This is a genomic window from Psychroserpens sp., assembly GCF_034670085.1.
GTDB lineage: Bacteria > Bacteroidota > Bacteroidia > Flavobacteriales > Flavobacteriaceae > Psychroserpens.
In genome coordinates, this window is the sequence record NZ_JAXMOD010000004.1 from 266,056 (window position 1) to 292,812 (window position 26,757).

Sequence of the window (26,757 nt, forward strand, 5' to 3'; positions counted from 1 at the left end):
TTACCTTGAAACCACTAACTAATCACAATTATCATGAAAAATATTCTAGCAACCATAATTGGTTTCGTTGTTGCTTCATTAACCGTTTATGTTTTTGAATCGCTACTTGGTCACAATCTGTTTCCATTACCCGAAGGAGCAAATCCTATGGATATGGAATGGATAAAAAACAACATGGATCAAATTCCGACTGGCGCAAAAATCTTTGTTGTAATCGCACATTTTATGGGCATCGTGCTTGGTATGTTTGTCGCTGGATTAATTTCTAAAACCAGTATGATTCCTGCGTATATTGTTGGTGGATTGATGATAGCTGCAACATTCTTTAACATCTTTATGTTACCAAAAGAGTTATGGTTCACGCTTTCAGATGGCGCATTCGCTTTTATTGGATTCTTGGTTGGAACATCACTAGCCAAAAAGCAGATTAAAAACGAATAGAGCTTTGTCTTATCATTCAATTAAATTGACTAGTTTCATCAAATGAAACCACTCCTCTATTTTGTTATAATTTTGATATTTTTTTCATGCAAAGACGAAAATAAAACTCATGCTCCAATAAAAGTCTTGCATGCTGCATTAGAGTTTCAAATCAACTCAAAATTGGGAGAAGGTGCCTTTTGGAATCATAAAACCAATGAATTGTATTGGATCGATGTTCTAGATCAAAAATTACACATTTATAATCCCGAAACTTATACGAACAGAAGTTTAGAAACACCTTCAAGTATTGGAACTGTTGTACCTTCCGAAGACAAAAATGAAGCTATTATTGCATTACAAGATGGGATTTATATAATGGACACTAGAAATAGCTACACTGAACTTTTAAGTGATGTAGAACGAGATATGCCTGGTAATCGATTTAATGATGGAAAATGTGATCCATCTGGTCGATTTTGGGTAGGATCTATGGCGTTTAGTCAGGAGCAATATGAAGCAAATTTATATATGGTAAATGCCAAAGGTGAAGCTTTACTTAAAAAAGATAGTGTTACCATTTCTAATGGTATTGTTTGGAGCAAAGACCAAAGAACCATGTATTATATTGATACACCTACATCAGAAATAAAAGCCTATGATTATGATGATGCTAAAGGTGATATTTCTAATGAACGTGTAATTGTAAAAATAAATGATTCACTTGGTTTTCCTGATGGAATGGCTATAGATGAACATGATAATCTTTGGGTTGGCATGTGGAATGGCAATGCTGTGCTTCAGTTTGATTCTAAAACTGGTGAGATCTTATCAAAAGTAGAAGTTCCTGCTCATAATGTTACGTCTTGTGCGTTTGGAGGAGACAATTTAGACGTTCTATATATTACAACAGCAAATATTGATATGACTGAAGATGAACAGAAGCGATTCCCATTAGCAGGCTCAATTTTTAAAGTCAAAACCGAAGTTAAAGGTGTAAAAAGTTCGTTTTTTAAGAGTGAATAACAGCTCTAAATTAAAGTTTCAACAACAAATTAGGATCAGGACAATTATCCCTAAAACAATCTAAATCCTGTTTTGAGCACACACCTGGATAATCTCCTACATAATCTTGTAAATCTTTTATAATCTGAAAGTGCAAATGTGGTGGATAATCACCATTAACGGAAGCATCACCTAAAGTTGCGATTTGTTCTCCTTGTTTAAATTCTTGTCCGATTGTAAGATTTTCAATAGAAGTTATACTCAAATGACCATATAAGGTGTAAAAACTCATCCCTTGGATTTTATGTTTTAATATCATAGTCGGACCATAATCGCCAAAATTGGTATTGTTTTTAAAGCTATGTACTACGCTATTTAAAGGCGCATAAATTGGAGCATCAGTAGCTAACCAAAGATCAAGTCCCAAATGAATATTGCGTTCGGTTTCTGGATTCGAATTTTTAAAATACGTACTGCGTTGGTATATGTTTCGTGTTTCGAGGTAACCACCAAATGCAACTTTAGCGCTATTTACATCTATGTGATTATTAATATAAGCTTCTAACTTTTCTGAAGATGATACATCAACTGAGTTAAGTGTTTCATTGGTAACAGATAAATCTAAACAGACATAATCTGACTTAGGAATTGAAGGATGTAAAACGTGAAGTGAACGCTTATTAATCTCGTTTAATAATTGAGAAAACGCTTTTGGAATCATGCGTGTAGTTTTTCTCAAAAGTACTATAATTAGAGAGATCTTTCAGAGAAGTAAGTATGAGATTCCTCCTATTGTCGGAATGACATTTTCTGAGTCTTCAAAAGTTGTCATTCAGAAAGAGGTACGACTGAAGAATCTTTATATATCTTTATTTAGATTCTTCGCTTTGCTTTGAATGACACAGTTATTGTTTTAAAACAACATCACTATACTTGGCATTAAGTACTATAGATTTTACATTATTTTTACCATTTGGATAGTTTTCAATCGTCTTTTTATTCGTCATAACATTGTTTAGTTTAGAACGGTTACCCTTAAAATAAAAGCTATAATCGTTTTGAGGCAATGATAATAAGGCATCGCTATTTTCTAAAACAATATTTAGATTAGTAAACGAATCTGCAACATTAGCAATAGTCAAATCACCAAAACTTCCATCGATAATTGCATTATCTAGAAGGTTATTTAAAATAATATCTGAGGAAATACTACTTAGCATCAAACTCCCGACTGTTTGGATACGTGCATTTTCTACATATTTAATATTAAGTTCTCCTAAACTCCATGTTGCAATATCAATTGGAGAATAGGACACATTGATGGAAGTCTCGCTTCCATCAATGTGATTTGCTACAAATACACCATGTGATATATCTGCTTTCATATTGTTTATTATTGAAGACATTTTTAATTCACCATGTCTAACATTCATTTTTAATTTTGCTTTTTTAGGCATTTTAATTTTTATAGTCTTCTTTACATTATTGCTTCTTAAATGCAACCTAGCCTTATAATTTCGATCCTCATGAGCGTCATGGCGTTTTTCTAAAGCCTTAGCTCTTTCTTCCATACGTTTTTCTCTATCTCTCATACGTTCCTCAATTATAATCGTACGACCTTCCATTTCTTTGCCATACTTTTCAGCCCATTTTTCCATTTTTTCTGCCCATTTATCATCGAATCTAAGTTCAAATTCTTTTCCCCAAGCTTCCATCTTTTCGCCATATTCCTCACCAAAGCGTTCTCCCCATTTTTCCATGTCTTCTTCATAGTTTGAAAAATCTATCTTGGCCATTTCTCTTCCCCAAGCTTTCATTTGCTCGCCAAATTCTTTACCATATTTTTCTTCAAACTCTTTACTCCACTTTTTTAAATACGCCTCACCATCTTTTTCAAAGGCTTCTGTATCAAAACTAACGTTTGTAACACCTTTAGGTAGCTGAGGAATTTCTGGGATTTTAGGAAAACTCTTAGCATTGAGCCTAGCAGTCTCAGGCATTTCTGGTAATTCAGGCATTTCTGGCATCTCTGGCATTTCAGCGAGATTAATTTGCAAACCCTCTAAATCTAAATGCAAATCCTCTAAGTTCAGGTTTAAGCTTCGAAGATTATCCCATGAATTATGAGAACCTTCGGAACTAATTTTTACATAATCTCCTGAACCTTCTACTCGTAAATCCCAAGCTTTAAGGGCCTCCTGAAGTTCTTCTTTTGATAATTTTTCGCCGTTGACAAAGGCTTCAATTTCTAGAGTATTTTTATTCCAGGTATCAACTTCAATCTGAACATAACTTGTGTTTAAATCTATAGTTACATCTTTTGAAACATCAATTTTCTGTGATAATTTTGTTAACTGTTGTTGTGCTGAAACATGTATGGTGAAACAGAAAAACAATAGTAGTAATGTGGTATATTTTGTCTTCATGGTTTTATTTTTAATTTGAAATAGTATTCAATAAAATCTTAAGTGTTTAATTTAACTTCTTCCGAAGCATTTAAATCATGTAATTGTTCTTTTAAGCGATACAATAAATTGAGACGTAGTTTTAAATTATCAATCAAAGCACTAACGGTTAACTCATTAGGTCCATTTTCGGTCAGCTCAATGGAAAGTCGTTTATACTCTTGATTTAATTCGGCGAGTCTTATAACGTAACCATCAAAAAGCTCTTTGTTTTCTGGAGTTTGTTTTATTTTTGATAATTCCAGATTGATATTAGCCAAATAATAATTTTCAACCTTTTTTAAATCTGGAGAAATGTCTCCAAGTGACTTCAATTGGTCTTCATTAGTTTGATTATGTTGTTTTACAATCTGATTCTCAATCGATTTTGGTTGTTGTGTAAACTTATAAGCTCCAAAGGCCAATCCAATTAAAACAACAATACTTGCCGCTATTTGTAACACACTGAAACGTTTTTTGATTGATGTTTCTTCAGGTAAAGCCTCGTCTAACTTTTTAAGAAAGCGTGCTTCATGACCTTCGCTCATTTTTAATTGCGAATTTTTATTGTCATTTTCAAATAGATGTCTAAGATCTTGTGCCATTTTTAATAGGTGTTAAAAGTGCTTTTAATTTTGATTTTCCTCTTGAGAGTTGAGTTCGTGATGCGATTTCTGTAATATTTAAAATTTCAGAAATCTCCTGGTGATCGTAACCTTCTACCAAATACAATAGGACAACATATTGATATTTATCTGGTAACCGTTGGATGGCATCTTTAACCTCATCTACTGTTATTGTATCATCTACTAACCATTCGTTTTCATAACTGGAGTCGACTACTTTTAGGTGCACCTCATCTAATTCTTGCAAATGTTGCTTTTTAGATTTTAAACAGTCAATACATTTATTAATCACGATACGTTTTAACCAAGCTCCAAAAGTAACTTCTGCTTTAAATTGATCTAATTTTGAAAATGCCTTTATAAAAGCTTCCTGAACGATATCTTCAGCTTCCATAGAATCTTTCATAAATCGCATGGCAACAATATACATTCCGTCACAATACTGCTTGTACAACTGCAGTTGAGCAATGCGATTATTTTGCCTACATTTTTCAATAATATTAGATTGTAACATCTAAAACTTCTTTTGGTTTGGTATAGTTCACTTTAAAGACGACACAAAAAACAGAGTGTTGCAAAAATGTTTTACTTTTTTGAAAATATAATAGATATCCTAAAAGTACGTTAAGTTATATTGCGAAGTTATTGATTTACTATTATCTTTATCACCCACTTTGAAATTGAAAATTTATATGAATACGTTTCTTAAACGACTTCTCATTGTTTTGTCCATTGTAGCCATTGGACTTTTTCTTTATTCTACTTTTGTAGAAAATGTTTTTTCTAAGCGTTTAAGTCCGAAAGATACTGTTGAGTTTAAGCTTAACGACTTAAAATTAGAAGTCTTTTATAACAGGCCTTCAAAAAAAGGACGAGACGTTTTTGGTGCATTAGTTCCTTTTGGAAAAGTTTGGCGAACTGGAGCTAATGAAGCGACAACCTTTGAAACTAATAAAAACCTTATGATTGATGGCATTTATGTGCCTTCAGGAAAGTATACAATCTGGACAGTTCCTAACGATAGTATTTGGAAAGTAATGCTCAACACTAAGCAATATGCTTGGGGAGTTGATGAACAAATGCAACCCTTATGGGATCCAAATTACGATCTTTTAGAAATTGATGTTCCTACAGAATCTTTAAATAAAGTCGTAGAGCAATTTACCATTGCATTTGATAATTCTACTGATGACCTAAAGCTCACTATGGCTTGGGACAAAACAAAAATTGCCGTACCTTTATTGGTATTAAAAGACAATAAGGAATAAAGGCATTTGACCAAAGCATCAAAATCTTCGGCATTACAACAAAAAGAAGGTGTTTCTCAATCTGAAATCACTAATGCAAACTCTATTACTAAAATTCAACAAAAGCGTAAAGCAAAACCAACAACTCAGCAATTAATTTCTGAGATTATTGAAGGTAATATTACGGCTTTGAGTAGAGCTATTACTTTAGTTGAAAGTTCTAATCCAAAACATTTAGAGCAAGCAAATGATATTATTAAAGGTTGTCTTGAACATGCAAATGCATCAATACGAATTGGTATAACAGGAGTGCCTGGTGTTGGAAAGAGCACATTTATTGAAGCCTTAGGAATGCATTTAACTTCCATTGGAAAAAAAGTAGCAGTGCTAGCTATTGATCCCAGTAGTAGTTTAAGTAAAGGAAGTATTTTAGGCGACAAGACTAGAATGGAAGACTTGGTAAAAGACGACAATGCATTTATAAGACCTTCACCTTCTGGCAGTTCATTAGGAGGAGTTGCTCGCAAAACTCGTGAAACTATTATTTTATGTGAAGCTGCCGGTTTTGACACTATACTGATTGAAACCGTTGGTGTTGGACAAAGTGAAACTGCAGTTCACAGTATGGTAGATTTCTTTTTGCTGCTGAAATTAGCTGGAGCTGGAGATGAACTTCAAGGCATTAAACGCGGAATAATTGAAATGGCTGATGCCATAGCTATTAATAAAGCAGATGGCGCCAACCTGAAAGCCGCAAAACTTGCTAAAGTAGAATTTAATAGAGCGCTACATTTGTACCCTCAAAAGGCGTCTGAGTGGCAACCAAAAGTAATGTTGTGTAGTGCTTTGAAACAAGAAGGCATTGAAGATCTTTGGACATTAATCGAATCGTTTATCGAGCACTCAAAATCTAACAACTTCTTTGATCATAATAGAAAAGAGCAAAACAAATTCTGGTTATTACAAACTATAGAAGACCGATTAAAGTCTGATTTTTTTAATCAGCCAAAAATTAAAGACGAGCTAAAGTTTCAATTACAATTGATAGAAGATGGAAAAACGACACCTTTTGTAGCTGCTGAATATCTACTTAGTTTGTGAAATCGACTTTATAGTCTAACTTCTTTCAAATCTATATTGAAGATAACTGAAAAGTTTATAGAACAAGAATCCTGAAATGGCACCAAATAGCATTCCGCTTAATACGTCTAAGGGATAATGAACTCCAACATAAATTCTGCTATAACCCATAGCCATAGCCCAAACAACTAAAATATATGGTAAGTATTTATATTTAGAACGTAACATTAAACTTGTAAAAATAGCAACAGCCATTGAATTAGAGGCATGACCTGAAAAATAGCCATGTTTACCACCACAAGAATTTTTAACCAATCTAATAATGTTTTCTATGTCTGGATTATAACATGGTCGTGATCGCATAACCAATACTCTTTTAAACAAATTGGTGATTTGATCTGTAAACGTTATCATCAAAACAATGACTAAAATTGTGATAAGAAACATTTTTATTGTAAGTCGCTTATAGAATAGATATAGTAAAAGTCCATAAAACGGAATCCAATTAAATTTGGTGGTATAAAACATCCAAAAGGCATCCCAGGAATCAGTACCTAATCCGTTTAGGTATACAAATAAATCAATATCAAGTTGTACTAATTCTTCAAACATTAGTCATCGTATCTAGAAACTTCTCTATCGTAAAAATCGGTTGCTGACTGGATAAGATTTTCTGCTTCAGCTTCAATCTCTTTTTGATCATGCTCATCAAACTCTTCAAACCATTCGACCTCATCATCCTCTAGATTGATTATAAATCGAGGAAATTCAGTATGAATAACATAAATCGCATTGGGATGATCTGTATTATCGCCTAGTATGAATTTTGGAAGTTCCATGTGCAAATTATTTAGTCTTAAGTATTAGTTGAATTCAAAATTAACTTTTTCGTAAGATAATTGAACCTAATAAACAATAAAATTGCTGCAACGGTTAATCCTGCTAACAATCCCATCCAAATTCCGAAGCTTCCATAAGCCTCTTCTTTACCTAAAAAATAACTTATCGGAAATCCGATAACCCAATAGGAAATAAATGTAATTATAGTTGGTATTTTAACATCTTGTAATCCTCTTAAAGCTCCTAAAACAACAACCTGAATACCATCGCTCACTTGAAAAATAGCAGCAGCAATCAATAGTTTTGATGCAATATTAACTACTTCGGTATTGTCAATTAAGTTTTCAGCATCTTTATAATCTACATACAATTTAGGCAGTTGATTGTGAAACAAATAGAAAATTATTCCGAAAAAAACAGATAAAATAATAGCCAATAAAAAAATCGAAAATGCAATACGACGCAATTCAAAATAGCGTTGCAATCCTTTTTGATTTCCAACCCTAATCATTGAAGCAACACTTAAACCCATAGCAACCATAAAAGTCATAGATGATAAGTTTAAGGCAATTTGATTTGCAGCTTGCGGATTCTTTCCTAGTAAGCCACTTAACCAAATAGCAGCAGTGAAAATGGCGACTTCAAAAAACATTTGCATCGCACTTGGATAGCCTAAACTAATGACCTTTTTAAACATTAATTTATCTAAAACAAAGAGTTTAATATTGGTTACAAAGGCTCTTGATTTTTCTTTTTTAGTAAGTAACCACCAAAGATGAAACACCATTATTACTCGTGATACTAAGGTTCCATAGGCTGCTCCAACGATACCCATTTCTGGGAAACCAAACTTTCCAAATATGAGTAAATAATTTAAAACTACATTAACAATATTCGCCAAAATAGTTGCGTACATAGGATATCTCGTCATTGAAAGTCCGTCACTAAATTGCTTAAACGCTTGAAAAACTATTAATGGAACTAATGAAAATGCAACAAGATTAAGGTATGGCAATGCAAGTTCAACAACCTCAACAGGTTGTTTCATAAAATACAATAATGGTTTGGCTAAAAAAACCGAAAGAAATAATACAAATCCTAAAATAATACACAAGAATAACCCATGTTTAAAGGAGGATTTTCCTTCCTGAAAATTATTGGCAGCATCTGCTTCGGCAACAAGAGGTGTAATTGCAGTAGAAAACCCAATACCAATAGACATAGCAATAAACATAAAACTATTTCCTAATGAGACAGCCGCTAATTCTGCCGTACCGAGTTGACCAACCATAATATTGTCAACAAACTGTACCAATGTATGACCTAGCATTCCAAGCATTACTGGAGCTGCTAATTTCCAATTAAGTTTAAATTCTTTTGTATAATCTGCTAAAGTCAATACTTTAAATATTTAAGTCAACAAAGGTAAAGTCTTTGTGGACTTATCTAAAGCTAATTGTCATAAATTTGAAAAATTCAAATTACAATAGATTGACAATTATAACGTTATAAACTCAAATTGTTAATAAGTTGAATATTATTTACTTAGTCAAAACATTTGAAAGCATTATTTTTACTACTTGAATACCTTATTTTAGTAGGTTAGGTATTTGGGGTAGAAACTTTTTTAGCTATTATTTTAGAGGGATTTAAAAATTTTGTTGTTAAAAAACGTTTCAGACAAAAAGAGGATTTATTCCTCTTTTTGTTGTTTATAGCCTTCTATTATTTAACAAAAATTTTGATTTACGAATAGCTTCGTTTTGTAAATTATATGCCAAACCTTTATTATGAAATTAATTACGCTCTTATGCTTTTGTTTTATATCATTTGCATATGCTCAAACCACAGACATTAAAACAGTACCATTTGCAGAAGATGCTGTCTCACAGTTTCCTAACGTTAGAGACGTTGCTTTAACAGCTAATGAAAATGAAGTTATTTTTTCAGCCCAAAGTGTTATGGGAGATGTTTCAGCACTAGTTTATATTAGAAAAAATAAAGAAGGTTGGACAACTCCAGAAGTTCTTTCTTTTTCAGGGCAATATTTTGACATTGAACCATACTTTTCTAGGGATGGTCTAACACTATATTTTGCTTCAAACAGACCTTTGAATAATACCTCAACAGAAACTAAAGATTTTGATATTTGGCTGGTCACAAGGACTAATATAAACGAAAAATGGTCTGAGCCTAAAAACTTAGGTGCACCAATAAATACAGAAATGGATGAATTTTATCCAGTAATTACAAATTCAAAAAACATATATTTTACACTTGATAATACATCTTTAAAAAGAAAAGATGACATCTATATGAGCGTCTATAAAGATGGTAATTATACATCTCCAATAGCCTTAGGAGAGGCTATAAACAGTGAAGGTTATGAATTTAACGCATTTATTTCGCCAGATGAATCCTTTTTAATATATACCTGCTACAATAGAAAAGATGGCTATGGTAGTGGTGATCTTTATATTAGTTATAAAAATGAAAATAATGAATGGAGTGAAGCCAAAAACATGGGTAATGCCGTAAATTCTGATAAAATGGATTATTGTCCTTTCGTTGATGTAAATACGCAGAGTTTATACTTTACAAGCAAGCGTAATTCAACACCTAAAAATTTTAATACAAAGATGACAATTGAAGAACTAAAAGATATATTTAACAGTTATGACAATGGTTCTAGTAGATTGTATAAAATGTCAATTCCTGACCTAAAAATAAAAGAATAACACTAAATTTTCTTTCTAGCCATTCTACAAATCTATAACAGGTTGGAATTGGATCTTTAAGGAATGATTTGACCTCAGAATTATTTAACATGAAGTTTTTATTAAATAAAAAGGACGGTTTACGCTTAATTGTTTTTAAGATCCCTTTAAGTCGCATATACTCAATTTCATTAAATTGTTGCGTTTCAATGTCATTAGTCATGGCTAATTGAATTGCCAAATCAGGGAAATTAATTCCCGCAAACTTAGACCCTTCAACACTTCCCCAGAAACGAGCATTAATTTCAATTACTTTATAAGTCTTTGTTTTGGTATCATAACGCAAATCCACATGAGCTACTCCAGACCAATTTAAGGCTTTCATTAGTTGTTTAATGACTAAAAACAACTCTTCATTATGAAAAAACTCAAATCCCAATTGTGGTGCAAACGAGTTATGACCTTTCAAATTTCCTTTTTGAATTGTATGCGTGAGTATTTCTCCATTGAGACAAAGTACACTGCAATCTATATCATAGCCTTCAATAAACTCTTGAATAAATAATTCACTAAAGTCTGAATGTTGTTTTAAAAACGTATCTAACTTCTTTTGATTTTCAAATTTTAGAATACCATCACCTCCTTTTTCATGTAAAGGTTTCATTAATACAGGAAACTGAAGCTTTAGGCCCTTTTCAGAAAACGATTGAAAATCATCGAAATGATTATATTTAGGATGTGGTAAATTATGCGCATTTAAAAAACAACTAAGTTGATGTTTGTTAATAGCTGTTTCGAAATTATTAATTTCAGGTAAAGCAATTACTTTCACCGAATTTGGTAAAAGATGCGTGTAATTAATAAAAAATCTAAACGCCTCCTCAGCAATAGGAATTATAATTGAAATAGAGTTCGTTTCAACTTCTTTAGAAACAATATCTAACCAGTCATTATTAGTTGTTCTTTTGTAATATTTAAAGTACGATGTATGTTTAGAAAATTTTGATGGAGTTCGTTTCTTGTCAGATAAAACATGAAGTTTATAATCGGAATTATCTGACAAACAATTCATAACTGCTAAAGCCCAAGTACTGTTGCCATCAGGTATTAAAACGTGTAACTTAGAAGTCATTAATTGTAGGGATAATTAGTCATTTAATTTTCTCAAATATAACATCTTTTTAATAAAATGGATGATTTGCTTTTTTCTGTGCTTCAGAAAATTCTGCAATCATATCATTAATTATTTGTTCGGCAGGTTTTATGTCATGAATTAATCCAGCGATTTGTCCGATTTCTAATTCGCCATCTTCAAGATCTCCTTCAAACATTCCTCGTTTTGCCCTTGCTCTTCCTAGTAGCGCTTTCAATTCATCAACTGTTGGACTTTTTTTATAGAGTTCTTGTAACTCATTGAAAAATTTATTTTTGATTAGTCTTACAGGAGCCAATTCTTTTAGGGTGAGTTGTGTATCACCTTCTTTTGTCTCTACTACAACATTCTTAAAAGCTTGATGTGAAGACGCCTCTATACTGGCAACAAATCGACTTCCAACCTGAACCGCATCTGCACCTAAAATCATCACAGCTAACATTGTGCTTCCAGTAGCAATTCCTCCTGCTGCAATTAAGGGAATGTTTAATTGCTCTTTTACCATAGGAATTAAAGTTAGTGTTGTCGTTTCCTCTCGACCATTATGACCTCCAGCTTCAAATCCTTCAGCAACAACGGCATCGACACCAGCTTCTTGAGCCTTGAGTGCAAATTTTACACTACTGACCACGTGAACAACCGTAATTCCTCTTTCTTTTAACCATGATGTCCATGTTTTGGGATTTCCAGCAGATGTAAATACAATTTTCACACCTTCTTCGACGATAATATCCATAATATCTTCAATATTAGGATATAACATGGGAACGTTTACACCAAATGGTTTGTCTGTTGCTTTTTTACACTTCTGAATATGTTCTCGCAATACCTCAGGATACATTGAACCAGCACCTATTAAACCAAGAGCACCAGCATTACTTGCAGCCGAAGCTAACCTCCAGCCACTAGCCCAAATCATTCCAGCTTGAATTATTGGGTATTTAATATTAAAAAGTTTGGTAATTCTATTTGCCATTTAAGATTTTATCAGTTTGAATGTTTTCGAACCTTTGTTTGATTCAAAAGACAGCATATACAAACCTGAAGCCATTGAAGACACATCTAATTTAGTTTCAGATTGTGTAATATCTTTTTCTAAAATTAATTTTCCTAAAACATTATATATTTTCAAATTCGTTGGTTCAGAATTTGTCGGAATTTGAATATTAAGACTATGAGTTACTGGATTTGGAAACACTTTGAAGCGCACAAATTCTTCTTCAACAAGTGACAAACCAATATCTAATGCTAGTTCTAAATTGGGAATTCCAAAACCTAAAAAGAAATCTGGTGTATTAAATTGTGATGCAGACATTCTAACATATTGTTTGATTTCTTCATTAGTCGCATTGGGTAATGCTTGCCAAAGCGAGGCTATTCCTCCTGCCATAATAGGAGAACTAAATGATGTCCCGTTGTTATTAATTATAATATTACTTGAATTGACTACTGCTGCTGCTAAACCTCGAGCGACCACATCTGGTTTTTGTGTCGGTTGTGCTGTACTTCCTTGTGAACTAAATGCGGCATAATTACCTTCAAAATCTACAGCTCCTATACTAAAAACACCTGATGCGTCTGCTGGAGCTCCAAGAGTTTGCCAAGGACTACTCCCAGAATTTCCTGCTGAATTTACAACCAGGATTCCTTTTTCATTAGCAATATTTGCACCTTTAGTAATGAAAGCGGTATTCCCGTTCATATCACTTGGTGTATAATTATAATTTTCATTGTCAAATACGCGATAACCTAAAGACGAATTTATAATATGAACTCCTAAACTATCTGCACGTTCGGCAGCTTCAACCCAATAACTTTCTTCTACTGGCATTTCACTAGCAGAATCTTCAGTTCTAAACAAATAATACGACGCATCAGGTGCAGTCCCTACAAATTCATCTTGAATAAAACCAGCCATATCACTCAAAACTCGCGTACCATGTTCGTTTCCTGTAAATTCATATACATTATCATTTCTACCTACAAAGTCATAACCATCTAATAAATCGCCATTATCACGTAGACGCTGAAAAGCTCCCATCGTATTTACATTTGGAAAGCCTGCATCTAAAACGGCAATTACAATACCTTCACCTGTAAAATCCGACAGGTGCAAATGATCTGCACCAATCATTTCAACTTGGTTTAGAGCACTTCCATAGGTGAAATCAATTAAACTCTCTTCTACTTCGAATTTATTATTGTTAAATGCAACTCTTGAATCAGCATTAAGGCTTTTATCTGCAAAATCAATTGAAGCAACAAAATTCAATGCCTCAAGAGCCATGACATCAGCTAGTTCTGATCCAATAACATAAACCGCATTAAACCATTTGGATTTAGCCATAACCGTAATTCCGGTTTGAGCTTTAAGTTGTGTGATGTAATTTTCATTTACTGGAACGTCACGTTCATCGATAGGAATATTGTGACTTGCTTTTCTGTCAATAGCATTTTGAGTTAAAATAGAAATTGGATTGGCTATTGAGTTTGCGACATTTTCTTTGTCTGTTAGATAAACCCAAGCATGTTCTTGCGCAAAAGATATAAATTGAAAAAGCATAAAGCCAATGAGTAATAGTTTCTTCATCTTGCAATTATTTTGGGTAATTTTTTACTGCAATTTAAGAAATAACTCCCGAACCTACTAATTCATCATCTAAATACCAAGCTACAAATTGCCCTTCAGTAATTGCGGATTGCATATTTTCAAATTCAACAAAAAGTCCTTTACTCACTTTATAAATTATTGCATTTTCAAGTGTTTGACGATAACGGATTCTGGCTTTAACAGACATCGATTCGCCAATAGCCAAAGTTAGGTCTTCACGAATCCAATGCAATTCTTCATTCGTTACGAACAAGGTCGTTTTTAATAAACCTGGATGGTTTTTGCCTTGACCAGTATATATTACGTTTTCAACGACATCAGTTTCAATAACGAATAATGGTTCTACCGTTCCTCCAACTCCTAAACCTTTTCGTTGACCTTTTGTAAAATAATGTGCTCCTTGGTGGTTTCCAACTACTGTTCCATCGGTTATAGCGTATTCCACTCGTTTTGCTGAATATTCTAATTGCTTTTCTTTTGAATCAAAACTAGGAGCATTGGTGTGATACGCTTTTAATTGTTTAGGAATCTCAACAATCACACCTTCTTTTGGTTTCAATTTTTGCTGAAGAAACTCAGGCAATCTCACCTTACCAATAAAACACAAGCCTTGAGAATCTTTTTTATCTGCAGTAACCAAATCGAGTTTTGTGGCAATTTCTCTAACTTCTGGCTTTGTTAATTCGCCAATAGGAAACAAGGCTTTTGCCAATTGCTTTTGAGATAATTGACATAAGAAATAAGACTGATCTTTATTTCCATCTGCTCCTGCCAACAATTGATATAGTGCTTTTCCGTTTTTTACAATGGTGCCTTTTCTACAGTAATGACCTGTAGCAACATAGTCTGCTCCAAGTTCAAGTGCAATTTTCATAAATACATCAAACTTGATTTCTCGATTGCAAAGTACATCAGGATTTGGGGTTCTTCCTTTTTTATATTCATCAAACATATAGTCAACGATACGCTCTTTATATTGCTCACTTAAGTCTACAGTTTGAAATGGAATACCAAGTTTATCAGCAACTAGCATAGCATCATTGCTATCGTCAAGCCAAGGACATTCATCGGAAATAGTCACAGAATCATCATGCCAGTTTTTCATAAACAAACCAATCACTTCATAGCCTTGCTCTTTTAATAAGTAAGCAGCAACACTAGAATCAACACCTCCTGAAAGTCCGACAATTACTCTTTTCATATTTATATTCCACGACAGTGGAACTCGTTTTTAATTCTTCGGCAAAATTAAGAAATAAAAATAGCAACGTAAACACCGTTGCTATTGTATATGACTATAGGATAAATAAGTTTTGACTATTGCTTTATCGGATTCTTACTTCGTCTCGTATGATCTTTAGACTCTTTTAGTTGTCCGTTTTCGTAATAATTCCAGACTTTATGTTTTCTACCTTTTTGATATTCGCCTTCTGCTGATTTAATTCCATCAGCATCATAATAGGTTGCCGAACCATGAAGTTCATCATCTTTATACAATAAGTCTTTGAGTAGAATGCCCTTTTCTGAAAACCATTTGGAGGTGCCATCTAACTTACCGTCTTTATAATTAACCATTTCAGCAACTGTTCCATTGGGATAGAACACAATTTTTTCACCTTCTAGATTGCCATTCTCATTGTAGAATTCAGTAGACAAAACCGTCTTAAACTTATTGTGATAATAGGTCCATTTTCCTGTATATAATCTACCATTCATTGTGCCTTCACTAATCAGCTTGCCTTTAGATGACACAAACTTGACTGAAGCCAAGTTATTATCAGGATTAAAAACCTTCACAGCACTCAGCACACTCTTCTTTTTGTTTAAGGTATAAAATTTAAATGTGTCAATTTCCTTACCATGATCAAATTTTCCTTCATAACGCAATTGATCGGTTTTATCAAAGAACTTTTTCCATATACCATGCCGTTTACCATCGTCATCAAATTGATTAACAACCTCTTGTGCAGGCATACTAAAGCCAAGCATTGTTAAAATAAACATAAAAAATAAGTGTCTCATGATATTTTGTTTAATCATTTTGTATTTTTGTTAAACAAAACGATTTGTATTCATAAAGTTAAACAACAAAAACTCAAAAAAATGAAAATTATTTCAAAAACATTAAAAATTTTGCCTTTATTATTATTCGTCTTTGCTTTTCAATCATGTAGCAATGACGATGATAATAATACAACAATCTTGCCACAGCAATTAGATGTTGTAGATACTGCAATTGCAACACCTCAATTATCTAGTTTAGTCGCTGCATTACAAGCAGCAGATGGTGATTTAGTAACGCTTCTTAGAGGAAGTGGTCCTTTTACAGTTTTAGCACCAACAAACGATGCTTTTTCTGCTTTTTTAAATGCTAATGGCTTTACACAATTAAGTGAAGTACCAACAGACGTATTAGCTCAAATTTTACTTAACCATGTTATTTCAGCTGATGTTAGTGCTGCAGATTTAGTTTCTTTATCCGGAGCAGATGGTAAAGGGTATACAAGAACAAATGCAAGTGGTGCAGGAAATGAAAACGTTAGTATTCTGTTTGACACCAATGGTGCATTGCCAAGATTTAATAATACAGCTAGTGTAGTTTCTGCTGATCTTGCAAACATTTCCACATCAAACGGAACAGTACATGTTATCGATGCTGTTTTAGGTTTACCAGATATCGTTGATCATGCTATAAACAATGACAATTTTACTTCATTAACAGGAGCTTTAACATCTGAAAACTTAGTATCTACATTACAAGGCGCTGGTCCATTTACCGTATTTGCTCCTACAAATGATGCATTTGCTGGGTTTACCAATCCAAATGGGAATGCGTTATCAAATATTTTATTAAACCACGTACTTATTGGAACTACTGCTATCTCCACAGGTTTAGCATCAGGTTATGTATCAACTGGAGCTACAAATGCAGATGGTGACGCTTTGAGTTTATATGTTAATGTAGGTGAAAATGGTAGCGTAATGCTAAATGGTTCATCTATGGTAGCTGTTACTGACGTAGTTGGTACAAATGGTGTTATACATGTTGTAGACAATGTCATTGATTTACCATCCATAGCGACATTCGCAACATCAAATGCTGCTTTAGGAAATTTAGTTGCTGCTTTACAATTAGCAGATACAGGATCACCAACAGTGCCATGGATAGGAACTACTTCTGATGTTAGTGCTGGACCATTTACTGTTTTTGCTCCAACAAACGGAGCCTTTGAAGATTTATTAGTAGAATTAGATCCTTCTGGAAGCACAACTTTAGGCGATTTAGATCCAGCTACTGTTGATGCTGTGTTATTAATGCACGTTGCTAGCGGAAACGTTCGTGCAGCAGATTTACCTAGTTTAATGGGAACAATTCCTACTTTAGGTGGTGATTTATCACTAGATGTCAATACATTAACAATTACTGATGGGTTAATGAGAGATATCGGAATCATTGCTGAACTAACAGATATTCAAGCTATGAACGGTGTTGTACACGTTGTAGATACGGTAATTCGTCCTACACCTTAATATAAAAATTTCAATTCAAATTGATTAATAGCAAATTAATTTGACTTGGTTGGTTGGTTGATTGGAAGAGCTTCTAGAATTTCTAGAAGCTCTTTTTTTAATGTCAATTACCAGGACCAGATAGCTTTAAAAAGTTTGATAAATCGTAGTTACAATAATTCCTTTTCCATCTTTTAACTTAATGGATACAGCTTGTTTTTCTTCGACTACTTTAAAATTAAATGGCGAAACTAATACATCTAAACCACTTTGCTTTTTTAGTCTAGTGCCTTGTCCAGAAATAATATCTTTATTAGGTAAAAATTCACCCTCAGGCAAATGCTCAGTTATAATAACATATTTGAAATCAGATAACTTCTTCAATATCTTTTGTACTTCCGAATTTGAAAGATGTTGCAATACTTGTCTTAAAATTGCGCAATCTCCTGACGGCAAAACATCGTTTGCGATATCCAAACACTGAAACTCTAAATTGTCTGCTTTATATTTCTCTTTATTATATGCTATAAGGTCGGCTACTATATCTATTGCAATATATTGCTTTGTATTTTTTACTAACGTCTTGCCAATATTAAAATCTCCACAACCCAAATCACATACTACTAACGGACTTTCAAAAGCGGTTAAAAATCCTTTTAAGGCATCTACATACGGATTTATTATGTCAGGATGATGTGATCCTTCACCAGAATAAAAATCAGAATGATGATCACCCCAAAGTTTCATGGCATAAACCTGTTCCATAGCCTCTTTTGTTGGCCATGGTTTTTTCATGCTTTTATTTTCATTTTTCTTCTTATTCATGAATGGTTTATTCGTCATTAAAAATAAAACTATTCCATAGGAATTCTATACATATATACAATAAAAAAAGCCTCTGGACTCATCCAAAGGCTTTTCATTATAGAATAAACAACACTTACTTTTTACGTTTTTGTTGTGCTTGTTTTTGTTCTTCAGCTTGTGCCATCATATCAGCCATTTTCTTCTGAAACTTGTTCTGTTTTTTAGGCTTTTTCTTATTCACCTGAATTTGCGCGTGAATCTTATCTTCATCCAAAATGTAGTTTTTAATAACTAACATAATTCCTATACTAATTAAGTTTGAAATGAAATAATACAAACTCAATCCAGACGCATATTGATTAAAGAATACTAACATTAATATTGGTGAGAAATAAATCATATACTTCATCATTTTCGCCATATCTGGCATACCTTCTTGCGTAGGTTGTGATGCCATTTGCTGACCAGTAGTCATTTTCATATAAAAGAAAATAGCGATAGCTGCTAATATTGGAAATAAGCTCACGTGATCACCATACATTGGAATACTGAATCCGTTAGGGAAATCATAAATCGAGTCAAAAGATGATAAATCGTCTGCCCAAAGGAAACTCTTTTGTCTTAAATCGAATGCAGTTGGAAAAAACATAAATAAGGCATAGAATACTGGCAGTTGAATTAAACCAGGCAAACATCCAGCTAACGGACTTGCGCCTGCTTTGTTCTGAAGTGCCATTGTTTCCTGTTGCGCCTTCATTTTATTGTCCTTGTACTTTTCCTTAATCGCGTCTAATTCTGGTTTTAAAACACGCATCTTAGCTTGTGATAAGAACTGCTTGTACTGTACAAATGACATCATCAATTTGATTAAAACGGTCATGACAATAATAGCAATTCCGTAAGGCAAGAACGAACTTAGAAATCCGAAAAGTGGAATAAACAACTGCTTATTAATCCATCCGAAAATTCCCCAACCAAATGGAATACTTTCTTCTAAATCGTAATCATATTGCTTAAGAATTTTACTATCTGTTGGTCCAAAATACAATTGAAAATTATTGTTTGCCTCTCCTCCATTAAATGCTAATGGTAATTTTGAAGCAAACTGTTTTGTAAATACAGTATCGATATCCTCATCTGCAACTAAATCGACAGATGAAATAGTCGCTTTTTTAAACGGTTGGTCTGCTACTAAAATTGAGCTAAAAAAGTGTTGTCTGTACGATAACCATCTAGCCTCTTCAATAAGTTCTTCATCATCACCATTTTGGGCAAGTTTACTAATTTTATCACCTTCATGCATGTAGGTTAAACGTGTGTAACGATTTTCGTAAGCAATACTTTCATCATGACGATAGGTTTTCAATCTCCAATCTAAATTGATTTCTTGAGAACTATTAATCACATTATTTAATCCTTTAGATACAATTGAAAAATCAACCATATACTCGCCAGGTTTCAACTCATAACGGTATTCTAAAAATTTGCTTTCTGAAGCTTTTAACCTCATCGTCACAACCGTATTCTCTCCGTTTTTCGTTACCGAAGGCTGAAAATACAGATCTTTGGTATTCAATATTCTGTTGTCTGCTGTTGGAAATGTAATATTGAAATCTTGATTGCCATTCTTAATTAAATGAATTGGCACAGAATCGTAATCGACAAAGCTGCTCAATCTTACTTCTGAAAGAAAACCACCTTTATTACTGAATTTTAAATCTAAAACATCAGTCTGAACCGTTGTATGTGAATCTGTTGCCGAAGACAATGTTGAAGAATATGCAAAAGCTCCTAATTTATTTTTTAAATCTACTAACTGAAGGGAATCGTTTGCAGAATTGTTTGAATAATCTTGGGCTGTAGTGACAACAGTATCTTCAGTAGTTGTTGTAACTGCCGCTTTTTTCTCTGCCTCTACTTGTTCTTGCTTTGCTTTTTCTTCTTCAGCTAATTCTTCTGGTGTTGGCTGATTTTGCCACATCATGTATAATAAGATTCCGAATATAAGAACGAATCCTATGATGGAGTTTAAGTCAAATTTTTTTTCTTCCATATGTCATTTAATTTCTCCTCCTTTTAAAGGAGGAGATTAAGAGGTGGTTAATTACCTTTTAAATTCTTGTTTAATCGCTTCTAATACTAAATCAATCTTCTTAAAAACTTCATCATTACTAAACCTAATGACCTTGTAGCCTAGATTTTGTAATACTTCAGTTCTTTTAAAATCATATTCATTATTAATAAAATTATTGTGAATTACTCCATCAACTTCAATTATTAATTTTTCTGTCGGACAATAAAAGTCCACAATATAGTTATCGATACTGTGTTGCCTTCTAAATTTCCTTGCTTCCAGTTGGCTCTTTCGTAACGATTGCCATAATTTAATTTCAGCTTTGGTTGGATTATTTCTTAATTCTTTTCTGAATTCCTTTAGGTATTTCCTATTATGTAATTCATTATTCAAAATAATATACTTTCAACTTTACTTCAATTCTATTTATAACCACTCTGTCCTTTCGGACATCTCTCCTTTAAAAGGAGAGAACGTTATATTCATAATTCTATTAATTAATCATAATTATGAGTGTGGCATTTTTTAACCACTCCGTCCTTCAGACAAGTTTTTATTTAACAAAAAGCTGTCCACTATTAGTTTTGTGCCATACTGACACTATTTTTATCTGTTTTGAAATTTAGAGCTGCTTTTACAAAGGCCACAAACAAAGGATGTGGATTCGCAACTGTACTCTTATATTCTGGATGATATTGCACACCAACAAACCAATTATGGCTAGGAATTTCTACAATTTCTACCAATCCTGTTTCTTGATTTAGGCCTGTAGCTTTCATGCCAGCATCTTCAATTTGTTGCTTGTAATCATTATTAAATTCGTAACGATGTCTGTGACGCTCTTCAATGTTTTCAGATTGATAGACGTCTTTTGCAATGCTATCTTCTAACAAATGACAATCCCAAGCACCAAGTCGCATCGTTCCTCCTTTGTCTGTAATTGCTTTTTGAGATTCCATTAAATCGATTACAGGATTTGGAGTATTCTCATCCATTTCTGTTGAATTAGCATCTGCCAATTTCAAGACATTTCTAGCATATTCAATGACTGCCATTTGCATGCCTAAGCAAATTCCTAAAAATGGAATATTGTTTTCACGTACAAATCGAACCGCTTCAATTTTACCTTCAATACCACGTTCTCCAAAACCTGGAGCTACTAAAACACCATCTAAATGTTTTAATTTCTTAGCAACCGTTTTTTCTGAAAGCGACTCCGAATGTATGGACTCAATCTTTACTTTCACTTCATTTTCTGCTCCTGCATGAATAAAGGCTTCCAAAATAGATTTATATGAATCTTGAAGTTCTACATACTTTCCAATTAATCCAATCGTCACTTCACCTTTCGGGTTTTTATGACGTGATAAAAACTGGTTCCATTGGGTTAAATCTGGTGCTGCACTTTTTAAAGCTAATTTCTTTAAGACCACTTGATCTAAACCTTGCTCTAGCATTAAATTTGGCACATCGTAAATGGTTGAAGCATCAATAGATTGAATCACTGCTTCCTCACGTACGTTACAAAACTTAGCCAATTTTACGCGTAATTCTTCTGGTAATTCGTGTTCTGTACGACAGACCAAAATATCTGCCATGACTCCACTTTCCATTAAGGTTTTAACAGAGTGTTGCGTTGGTTTCGTTTTTAATTCTCCAGCAGCCGATAAATAAGGCACTAAAGTTAAATGAATCACAATCGCGTTATGTTCACCTAAATCCCATTTTAATTGACGAACCGCTTCTATGTATGGCAATGATTCAATATCACCAACCGTTCCGCCAATTTCGGTAATGACGATATCGTAATCGCCTGTTTGTCCTAAAATTTGCACACGATGTTTAATCTCGTCTGTAATATGAGGAATCACCTGAACGGTTTTCCCTAAAAACTCACCACGACGTTCTTTCTCAATCACACTTTGGTAGATACGACCAGTGGTAACATTATTAGACTGACTTGTAGGTACGTTTAAAAAACGCTCGTAGTGACCAAGGTCTAAATCGGTTTCTGCGCCATCATCTGTGACATAGCACTCGCCATGTTCGTACGGATTTAAGGTTCCTGGATCTACATTAATGTAAGGGTCTAATTTTTGAATGGTCGTCCTGTAACCTTGTGCTTGGAGCAGTTTTGCAAGAGAAGCAGCAATAATGCCTTTTCCAAGTGAGGAAGTAACTCCTCCAGTTACAAAGATGTATTTAGTAGTTGTCATGTTGCGTTGTTAACGCAGGCAAAATTACAAAATTTAAATAGTTATCTAAGCATTGTTTTTAGGTTTAATCGTTAAAATGTAGGTGATGGTTTTTTGAATCTGAAAAACTTGAGAATTTTGGACTAAGTACGTAGTTCTACGTATTGACATTATTATAAATTATATCGACCTTCGCTTTACTTTGGATATACAATATTAAAACGATATTATATCCTATTAGTTGTGCCTCATTAAAAAAACGAATAATTTATGAATGAAATATGTTGTTTAATAAAAAATGAAACAACCGTAGATGATAAGAATTTTTACATCATTCAGGAAAGTGAGTCTAAAAAAGAACATTTAATTCCTATAAATCAAATACATACTTTCAAAAATATAAAACCATTTAAAAAGTACAATTTTTTAAAAGAATATAATACAACTCATAATAAAACTTATCTTTCAATTATCCATCCCGATTTTAAAATCGGACAAGAAAGAGATTTAAAAATAATTGGCTCATTTGAAATTGATGAGAAAACATATTTTGAGTTAGAAAGCGACTACGAAAAACCACTTACAGTTAGAGCATTAAATTGGCAGAATAATCTTCAAAAGGTTAAATGTAAAGTGGTTGGATACAAAAGAGGCAGACCTAGATTAAAAAATATAGAAACTGGTAATAGCGAATGGAACATTGGAGACATAATTCCTTTTACAATTAAAGAATTTAGCCAATTTACAGACAAAAGTGATGATATTATTGATTGTGTTGTTTTAGAAATACCTAATTCAACTGAAACAATTGATATAAGAACACAAAATTGGCAAAATCAAAAAGATTGGTCCTTTAAAAATATTAACTGTAAAGTTATAGGTATTTTGGGTAATGGGTTGCCTAAATTAATTACTTATGATACTAGGCATCCTCATTTTGTTGTTGGAAAAACTTATGAATTTATCGTAACTGGTTTCACAGACAAAACATCTTATAAAGGATTTAATTATAAAGTGATTAACCTAATTGATAAGTTAAATAATTCGTTCGATGTTTTAGCAATTCCTAATCAAGAAAACAAAATCAAAATAGGCGAAACAATTGAATGCAAAATTGATAATATAAATACTAGAATTCAACTAAAACAAGTAAATAGTAAAGACCCATTTTTTTATGAATTTGATGAAATAGTAGAAGACGATTCTCTGAAGAAAAAATATTTCTTAAAACACCTCGAAAAAGATGATGAATATAATTTAAAATTAAAATCACAATATGAGCAAGAAAGTGGCTTTTGGGTTTTCACATATTGTAATTATATTTTAACAAAGATAAAATATGAAGAATCTATAAGAAGAAACTTATCTGAGGTTTTAAAAATTATAGACTTACATACGTTTTTCGAAAATTGGATACTTACAAGTGGTATTTTAAGAGCTATACAAGATGATGATGAAAGAAAATTAACAAAATTAAAAATTCTACAAATAATAGAAAATAACAGTTTAGAAAAAAAAGCTATAAAAGCAATTCTTGACTTCAAAATTCCAGAATTATATGAAAGACAAGTAAATGATACAAATTTCAAAGAAATATATTATTTAATTAAATATTCAGATTTTGAAAACATAAATGAAATAGAACTTTTAAAGTTTTTATCTTCTATAAAATCAACTAAAAACGAGAATAGATATATAATAAAAAGACTTATAAATTACATAAATAGGTCTTTAGAAATATATAAGAACTCTTTAAAACAAGAATATTTTATTTTATCTCAAAATCTGAAATCTGAACAAAAAGAGGAGATAATTAAATATGTAAATTGGATTTACATTCAAATCTATCTTTCTGGTCTTACCGATTTAGTTGTAGAATCCAATATTCTAATATCAAAATTTTATCGATTTAATACCTTATTACTAAATAATAAAGCTGATAGCGAAAAATTACTGCTAAATGCTTTTTATATAATTTCTAATTCAACTAAAAAACATAGCATACCTGTAGTTTTAAAAAATAACAATATTGAAATAACACTTTCTCAATTAGAAGACAATCCCAATAAATTTATTGCTCTAAATTTAGATGAAGAATATTTTAAAACCAAAATAGTTCAAAAACACTACAATGGCTTCAAAGCTACGATTGGAGAAACAGAAGGTTTTTTACCTTTTCAGAACATAACCGATATTAACTTAAAACAAAATAAACAAGAAAGTTTAGAATGGGAAACCAACATTGATATAACGTTATATTGTTCAAAATTTCAATATTTTATTTGCAAGCAATTAGATAAAGAATCTAAAAACTATTATTCAAAAAACCTTAAAAGGGATAAAAAGTTAAATAGAGGTAAAATAATCTATGGTATAGTAAAAAATGTTACAACATTTGATTCAGATAATACTGGTGTTTTCATCTCTACCGAATTTGGAGATGGTTTAATTCATCAAAATGAAATAACTTACAACAAATATGATTATTATGATTTAAATAATATTTTCACGAAAGGAGATAAAATACCACTATATGTATTAGGATATAATAATGAAAATCTAGTTTTAGGATTTAAACAATTAATAGGCACTCGATTTGAAAATGAATATTATGATATCCTAAATAATTACGATATCGATATTACTGAAAACTTAACAGATGAAGAAATTAATTCTGACTTTAGAATTGAACTTGAAAAAGGCTTTATATTCGAACAGTTTGCTTTCTTTAAAGATTCAATTGATGAAAAAATAAAATATATAAAATTTGCAAAGGCATTTTTTTCAAACACAAAAAATGCTAGGTCATATCTTCTAAATATTTACATAGAATATTTTAATAGTATTAAAAAATTAGATAGTTTAACTCAAGATTATACAATTGAAAAATATAACGATTTTAGAAATTTTATAATTAAAATAAAAGACAAGGTTCAGACTAAAACTTTAGAAAACTTTCCTGAATCAAAAAACCTCTTATTTTTTATTGACATACTACATATTTTTAATAGTAAAGATGAAAATGACCTTGAAATAGTTTTTAATTTAGTTCAAAAATCAATTCAAGAGAATGACATTTTGTTAAAAGCGGTTGCAAAAACAGTTCTATCTAATAATTTAATTTTAACAGAAATTGATAAAGATAATGACGATAGCTTAAATGAATATACTTTCAAGAACCTAAAAAGAATTCGAGAATATATTAACCAAGGTGTATTGTCGGTTGAGGAATCGATTGAGGATAAACTTGAGAAAGAACTTAAAGAAAAGAAAGTTTACTGGCAAAAAAGAATCAATGAAGATGAAGGAGAGAAATTAGAATTCAAAGCAACTTTTGTTACACCTATACCAACAAATGACCAAAATAGGATTATTGAAGGTTTAGAAAAGCAATTGAAAAAAGAGCAATCAGAAGAAAATATTAATAAAATTAAGTCCAAAATAGAAGAAGTTAAAGACTTAAGTAAAAATGTAAGAGGGATTGACAAAATCATTATTCATAGTGCTTTAAAAACAATATGTGCTTTTGCTAATACAAACGGAGGAGTTTTATTATTAGGAGTTAGTGATGATAAAAAAATATTTGGTCTCGAACAAGACTATAATTCATTTAAAAAAGACAAAGATAGAGATGGTTTTGGTAAATTTTTCGATTCAATGATTAAAGATTATTTCGGAGATAGCTTCTCTTCAACTTTGCTGGAAAAAGAATTTTTAAAATTTCCAAAAGGAGATATCCTTATTGTGAAAGTTAAAAAAAGTACTGAAGAGGTCTTTTTATTAAAAAATGAAAAAGGTACAACTGAAGAAAGTATATATGTTAGAAATTTAAGTTCTTCAAACAAGCTAAAAGGTGTGGAACTTTCTAAATTTATTAAGAGTAAATATAGGGAACAAATAATGAATAATACTGAAATAAAATAACGAGGCACAACAACGTGTATAACCAATTGCTTGGTCTGTGTGTACTCGGAAAATCCTACGGATTTTCCTCTGGTTCCTTTTCTATTTACTAACTTAGTTCCAGC

Annotated in this window: 23 protein-coding genes; 7 read left to right on the forward strand and 16 right to left on the reverse strand. The window is 32.2% G+C overall.

Translation table 11 applies throughout. The annotated features are described in order from the left end of the window. Positions 1-33 precede the first annotated feature (33 nt). Both VOI25_RS09040 and VOI25_RS09045 read left to right on the forward strand, forming a co-directional pair. Complete coding sequence (locus VOI25_RS09040) at positions 34-441, forward strand: hypothetical protein (protein WP_323788737.1); 408 nt, start codon at positions 34-36, stop codon at positions 439-441. A 42-nt stretch (positions 442-483) separates the two neighbouring features. After that, positions 484-1,446 (forward strand): SMP-30/gluconolactonase/LRE family protein, encoded by a 963-nt coding sequence (locus VOI25_RS09045; protein ID WP_323788738.1) that lies wholly within the window; start codon positions 484-486, stop codon positions 1,444-1,446. Positions 1,447-1,456: 10 nt separating this feature from the next. Here the strand turns inward: VOI25_RS09045 and VOI25_RS09050 are convergent, their stop codons facing one another. The 4 genes from VOI25_RS09050 to VOI25_RS09065 form a co-directional block, all read right to left on the reverse strand. Beyond that, positions 1,457-2,164, reverse strand: coding sequence for a peptidoglycan DD-metalloendopeptidase family protein (locus VOI25_RS09050; RefSeq protein ID WP_323788739.1), 708 nt, complete (start codon positions 2,162-2,164; stop codon positions 1,457-1,459). 166 nt (positions 2,165-2,330) lie between these two features. Further along, entirely contained in the window at positions 2,331-3,851 is a 1,521-nt protein-coding gene (locus tag VOI25_RS09055) for a hypothetical protein (RefSeq protein ID WP_323788740.1), read from the reverse strand. 38 nt (positions 3,852-3,889) lie between these two features. Beyond that, a complete protein-coding gene (locus VOI25_RS09060; RefSeq protein WP_323788741.1) occupies positions 3,890-4,474 on the reverse strand; it encodes a hypothetical protein in 585 nt (194 codons plus the stop codon). Continuing rightward, positions 4,458-5,009, reverse strand: coding sequence for an RNA polymerase sigma factor (locus VOI25_RS09065; RefSeq protein ID WP_323788742.1), 552 nt, complete (start codon positions 5,007-5,009; stop codon positions 4,458-4,460). Before VOI25_RS09065 ends, VOI25_RS09060 begins: the two co-directional genes overlap by 17 nt. 178 nt (positions 5,010-5,187) lie before the next feature. Here VOI25_RS09065 and VOI25_RS09070 point away from each other — a divergent pair, with 178 nt between their 5' ends. Next, positions 5,188-5,763 carry a DUF2911 domain-containing protein gene (locus tag VOI25_RS09070; protein WP_323788743.1) on the forward strand — a complete coding sequence of 192 codons (576 nt, stop codon included), beginning with the start codon at positions 5,188-5,190 and terminating at the stop codon, positions 5,761-5,763. A gap of 6 nt (positions 5,764-5,769) precedes the next feature. Then, positions 5,770-6,843, forward strand: coding sequence for a methylmalonyl Co-A mutase-associated GTPase MeaB (gene meaB, locus VOI25_RS09075; protein ID WP_323788744.1), 1,074 nt, complete (start codon positions 5,770-5,772; stop codon positions 6,841-6,843). 15 nt (positions 6,844-6,858) lie between these two features. Here the strand turns inward: meaB and VOI25_RS09080 are convergent, their stop codons facing one another. Genes VOI25_RS09080 through VOI25_RS09090 form a run of 3 tightly spaced genes read right to left on the reverse strand, consistent with a single transcriptional unit; the run spans position 6,859 to position 9,061 of the window. After that, positions 6,859-7,434: a phosphatase PAP2 family protein gene (locus VOI25_RS09080; RefSeq protein WP_323788745.1), complete on the reverse strand. Its 576-nt coding sequence runs from the start codon at positions 7,432-7,434 to the stop codon at positions 6,859-6,861. Beyond that, positions 7,434-7,661 carry a hypothetical protein gene (locus tag VOI25_RS09085; protein ID WP_323788746.1) on the reverse strand — a complete coding sequence of 76 codons (228 nt, stop codon included), beginning with the start codon at positions 7,659-7,661 and terminating at the stop codon, positions 7,434-7,436. Before VOI25_RS09085 ends, VOI25_RS09080 begins: the two co-directional genes overlap by 1 nt. Before the next feature lie 17 nt (positions 7,662-7,678). Beyond that, positions 7,679-9,061 (reverse strand): MATE family efflux transporter, encoded by a 1,383-nt coding sequence (locus VOI25_RS09090; protein WP_323788747.1) that lies wholly within the window; start codon positions 9,059-9,061, stop codon positions 7,679-7,681. A 391-nt stretch (positions 9,062-9,452) separates the two neighbouring features. On the opposite strand from VOI25_RS09090, the gene VOI25_RS09095 reads away from it, so the two are divergent. Beyond that, positions 9,453-10,400 carry a hypothetical protein gene (locus VOI25_RS09095; RefSeq protein WP_323788748.1) on the forward strand — a complete coding sequence of 316 codons (948 nt, stop codon included), beginning with the start codon at positions 9,453-9,455 and terminating at the stop codon, positions 10,398-10,400. Here VOI25_RS09095 and VOI25_RS09100 read toward each other — a convergent pair. The 5 genes from VOI25_RS09100 to VOI25_RS09120 form a co-directional block, all read right to left on the reverse strand. Continuing rightward, positions 10,351-11,511 (reverse strand): ATP-grasp domain-containing protein, encoded by a 1,161-nt coding sequence (locus VOI25_RS09100; protein ID WP_323788749.1) that lies wholly within the window; start codon positions 11,509-11,511, stop codon positions 10,351-10,353. The genes VOI25_RS09095 and VOI25_RS09100 overlap by 50 nt on opposite strands. A 49-nt stretch (positions 11,512-11,560) precedes the next feature. Next, positions 11,561-12,508: an NAD(P)H-dependent flavin oxidoreductase gene (locus VOI25_RS09105; protein ID WP_323788750.1), complete on the reverse strand. Its 948-nt coding sequence runs from the start codon at positions 12,506-12,508 to the stop codon at positions 11,561-11,563. Continuing rightward, complete coding sequence (locus VOI25_RS09110; protein ID WP_323788751.1) at positions 12,509-14,122, reverse strand: S8 family serine peptidase; 1,614 nt, start codon at positions 14,120-14,122, stop codon at positions 12,509-12,511. It abuts the gene before it with no gap. 34 nt (positions 14,123-14,156) lie between these two features. Continuing rightward, entirely contained in the window at positions 14,157-15,344 is a 1,188-nt protein-coding gene (mnmA, locus tag VOI25_RS09115) for a tRNA 2-thiouridine(34) synthase MnmA (RefSeq protein ID WP_323788752.1), read from the reverse strand. Between the two features lie 116 nt (positions 15,345-15,460). Next, complete coding sequence (locus VOI25_RS09120) at positions 15,461-16,165, reverse strand: toxin-antitoxin system YwqK family antitoxin (RefSeq protein ID WP_323788753.1); 705 nt, start codon at positions 16,163-16,165, stop codon at positions 15,461-15,463. A gap of 81 nt (positions 16,166-16,246) precedes the next feature. Between VOI25_RS09120 and VOI25_RS09125 the strand changes: the two genes are divergently transcribed. Then, positions 16,247-17,674, forward strand: a complete 1,428-nt coding sequence (locus VOI25_RS09125; protein WP_323788754.1) for a fasciclin domain-containing protein — start codon at positions 16,247-16,249, stop codon at positions 17,672-17,674. Between the two features lie 126 nt (positions 17,675-17,800). Here VOI25_RS09125 and VOI25_RS09130 read toward each other — a convergent pair whose 3' ends face one another. The 4 genes from VOI25_RS09130 to VOI25_RS09145 all read right to left on the reverse strand — a co-directional run bounded on the left by VOI25_RS09130 (position 17,801) and on the right by VOI25_RS09145 (position 22,750). After that, positions 17,801-18,478, reverse strand: a complete 678-nt coding sequence (locus VOI25_RS09130; protein WP_323788755.1) for a class I SAM-dependent methyltransferase — start codon at positions 18,476-18,478, stop codon at positions 17,801-17,803. Between the two features lie 115 nt (positions 18,479-18,593). Beyond that, positions 18,594-20,513, reverse strand: a complete 1,920-nt coding sequence (gene yidC / locus VOI25_RS09135) for a membrane protein insertase YidC (RefSeq protein WP_323788756.1) — start codon at positions 20,511-20,513, stop codon at positions 18,594-18,596. A 51-nt stretch (positions 20,514-20,564) separates the two neighbouring features. Then, positions 20,565-20,927 (reverse strand): endonuclease domain-containing protein, encoded by a 363-nt coding sequence (locus VOI25_RS09140; RefSeq protein WP_323788757.1) that lies wholly within the window; start codon positions 20,925-20,927, stop codon positions 20,565-20,567. A 185-nt stretch (positions 20,928-21,112) separates the two neighbouring features. Next, complete coding sequence (locus VOI25_RS09145; RefSeq protein ID WP_323788758.1) at positions 21,113-22,750, reverse strand: CTP synthase; 1,638 nt, start codon at positions 22,748-22,750, stop codon at positions 21,113-21,115. A 249-nt stretch (positions 22,751-22,999) separates the two neighbouring features. On the opposite strand from VOI25_RS09145, the gene VOI25_RS09150 reads away from it, so the two are divergent. After that, complete coding sequence (locus tag VOI25_RS09150; protein WP_323788759.1) at positions 23,000-26,653, forward strand: RNA-binding domain-containing protein; 3,654 nt, start codon at positions 23,000-23,002, stop codon at positions 26,651-26,653. The last annotated feature ends 104 nt before the right edge of the window (positions 26,654-26,757 follow it).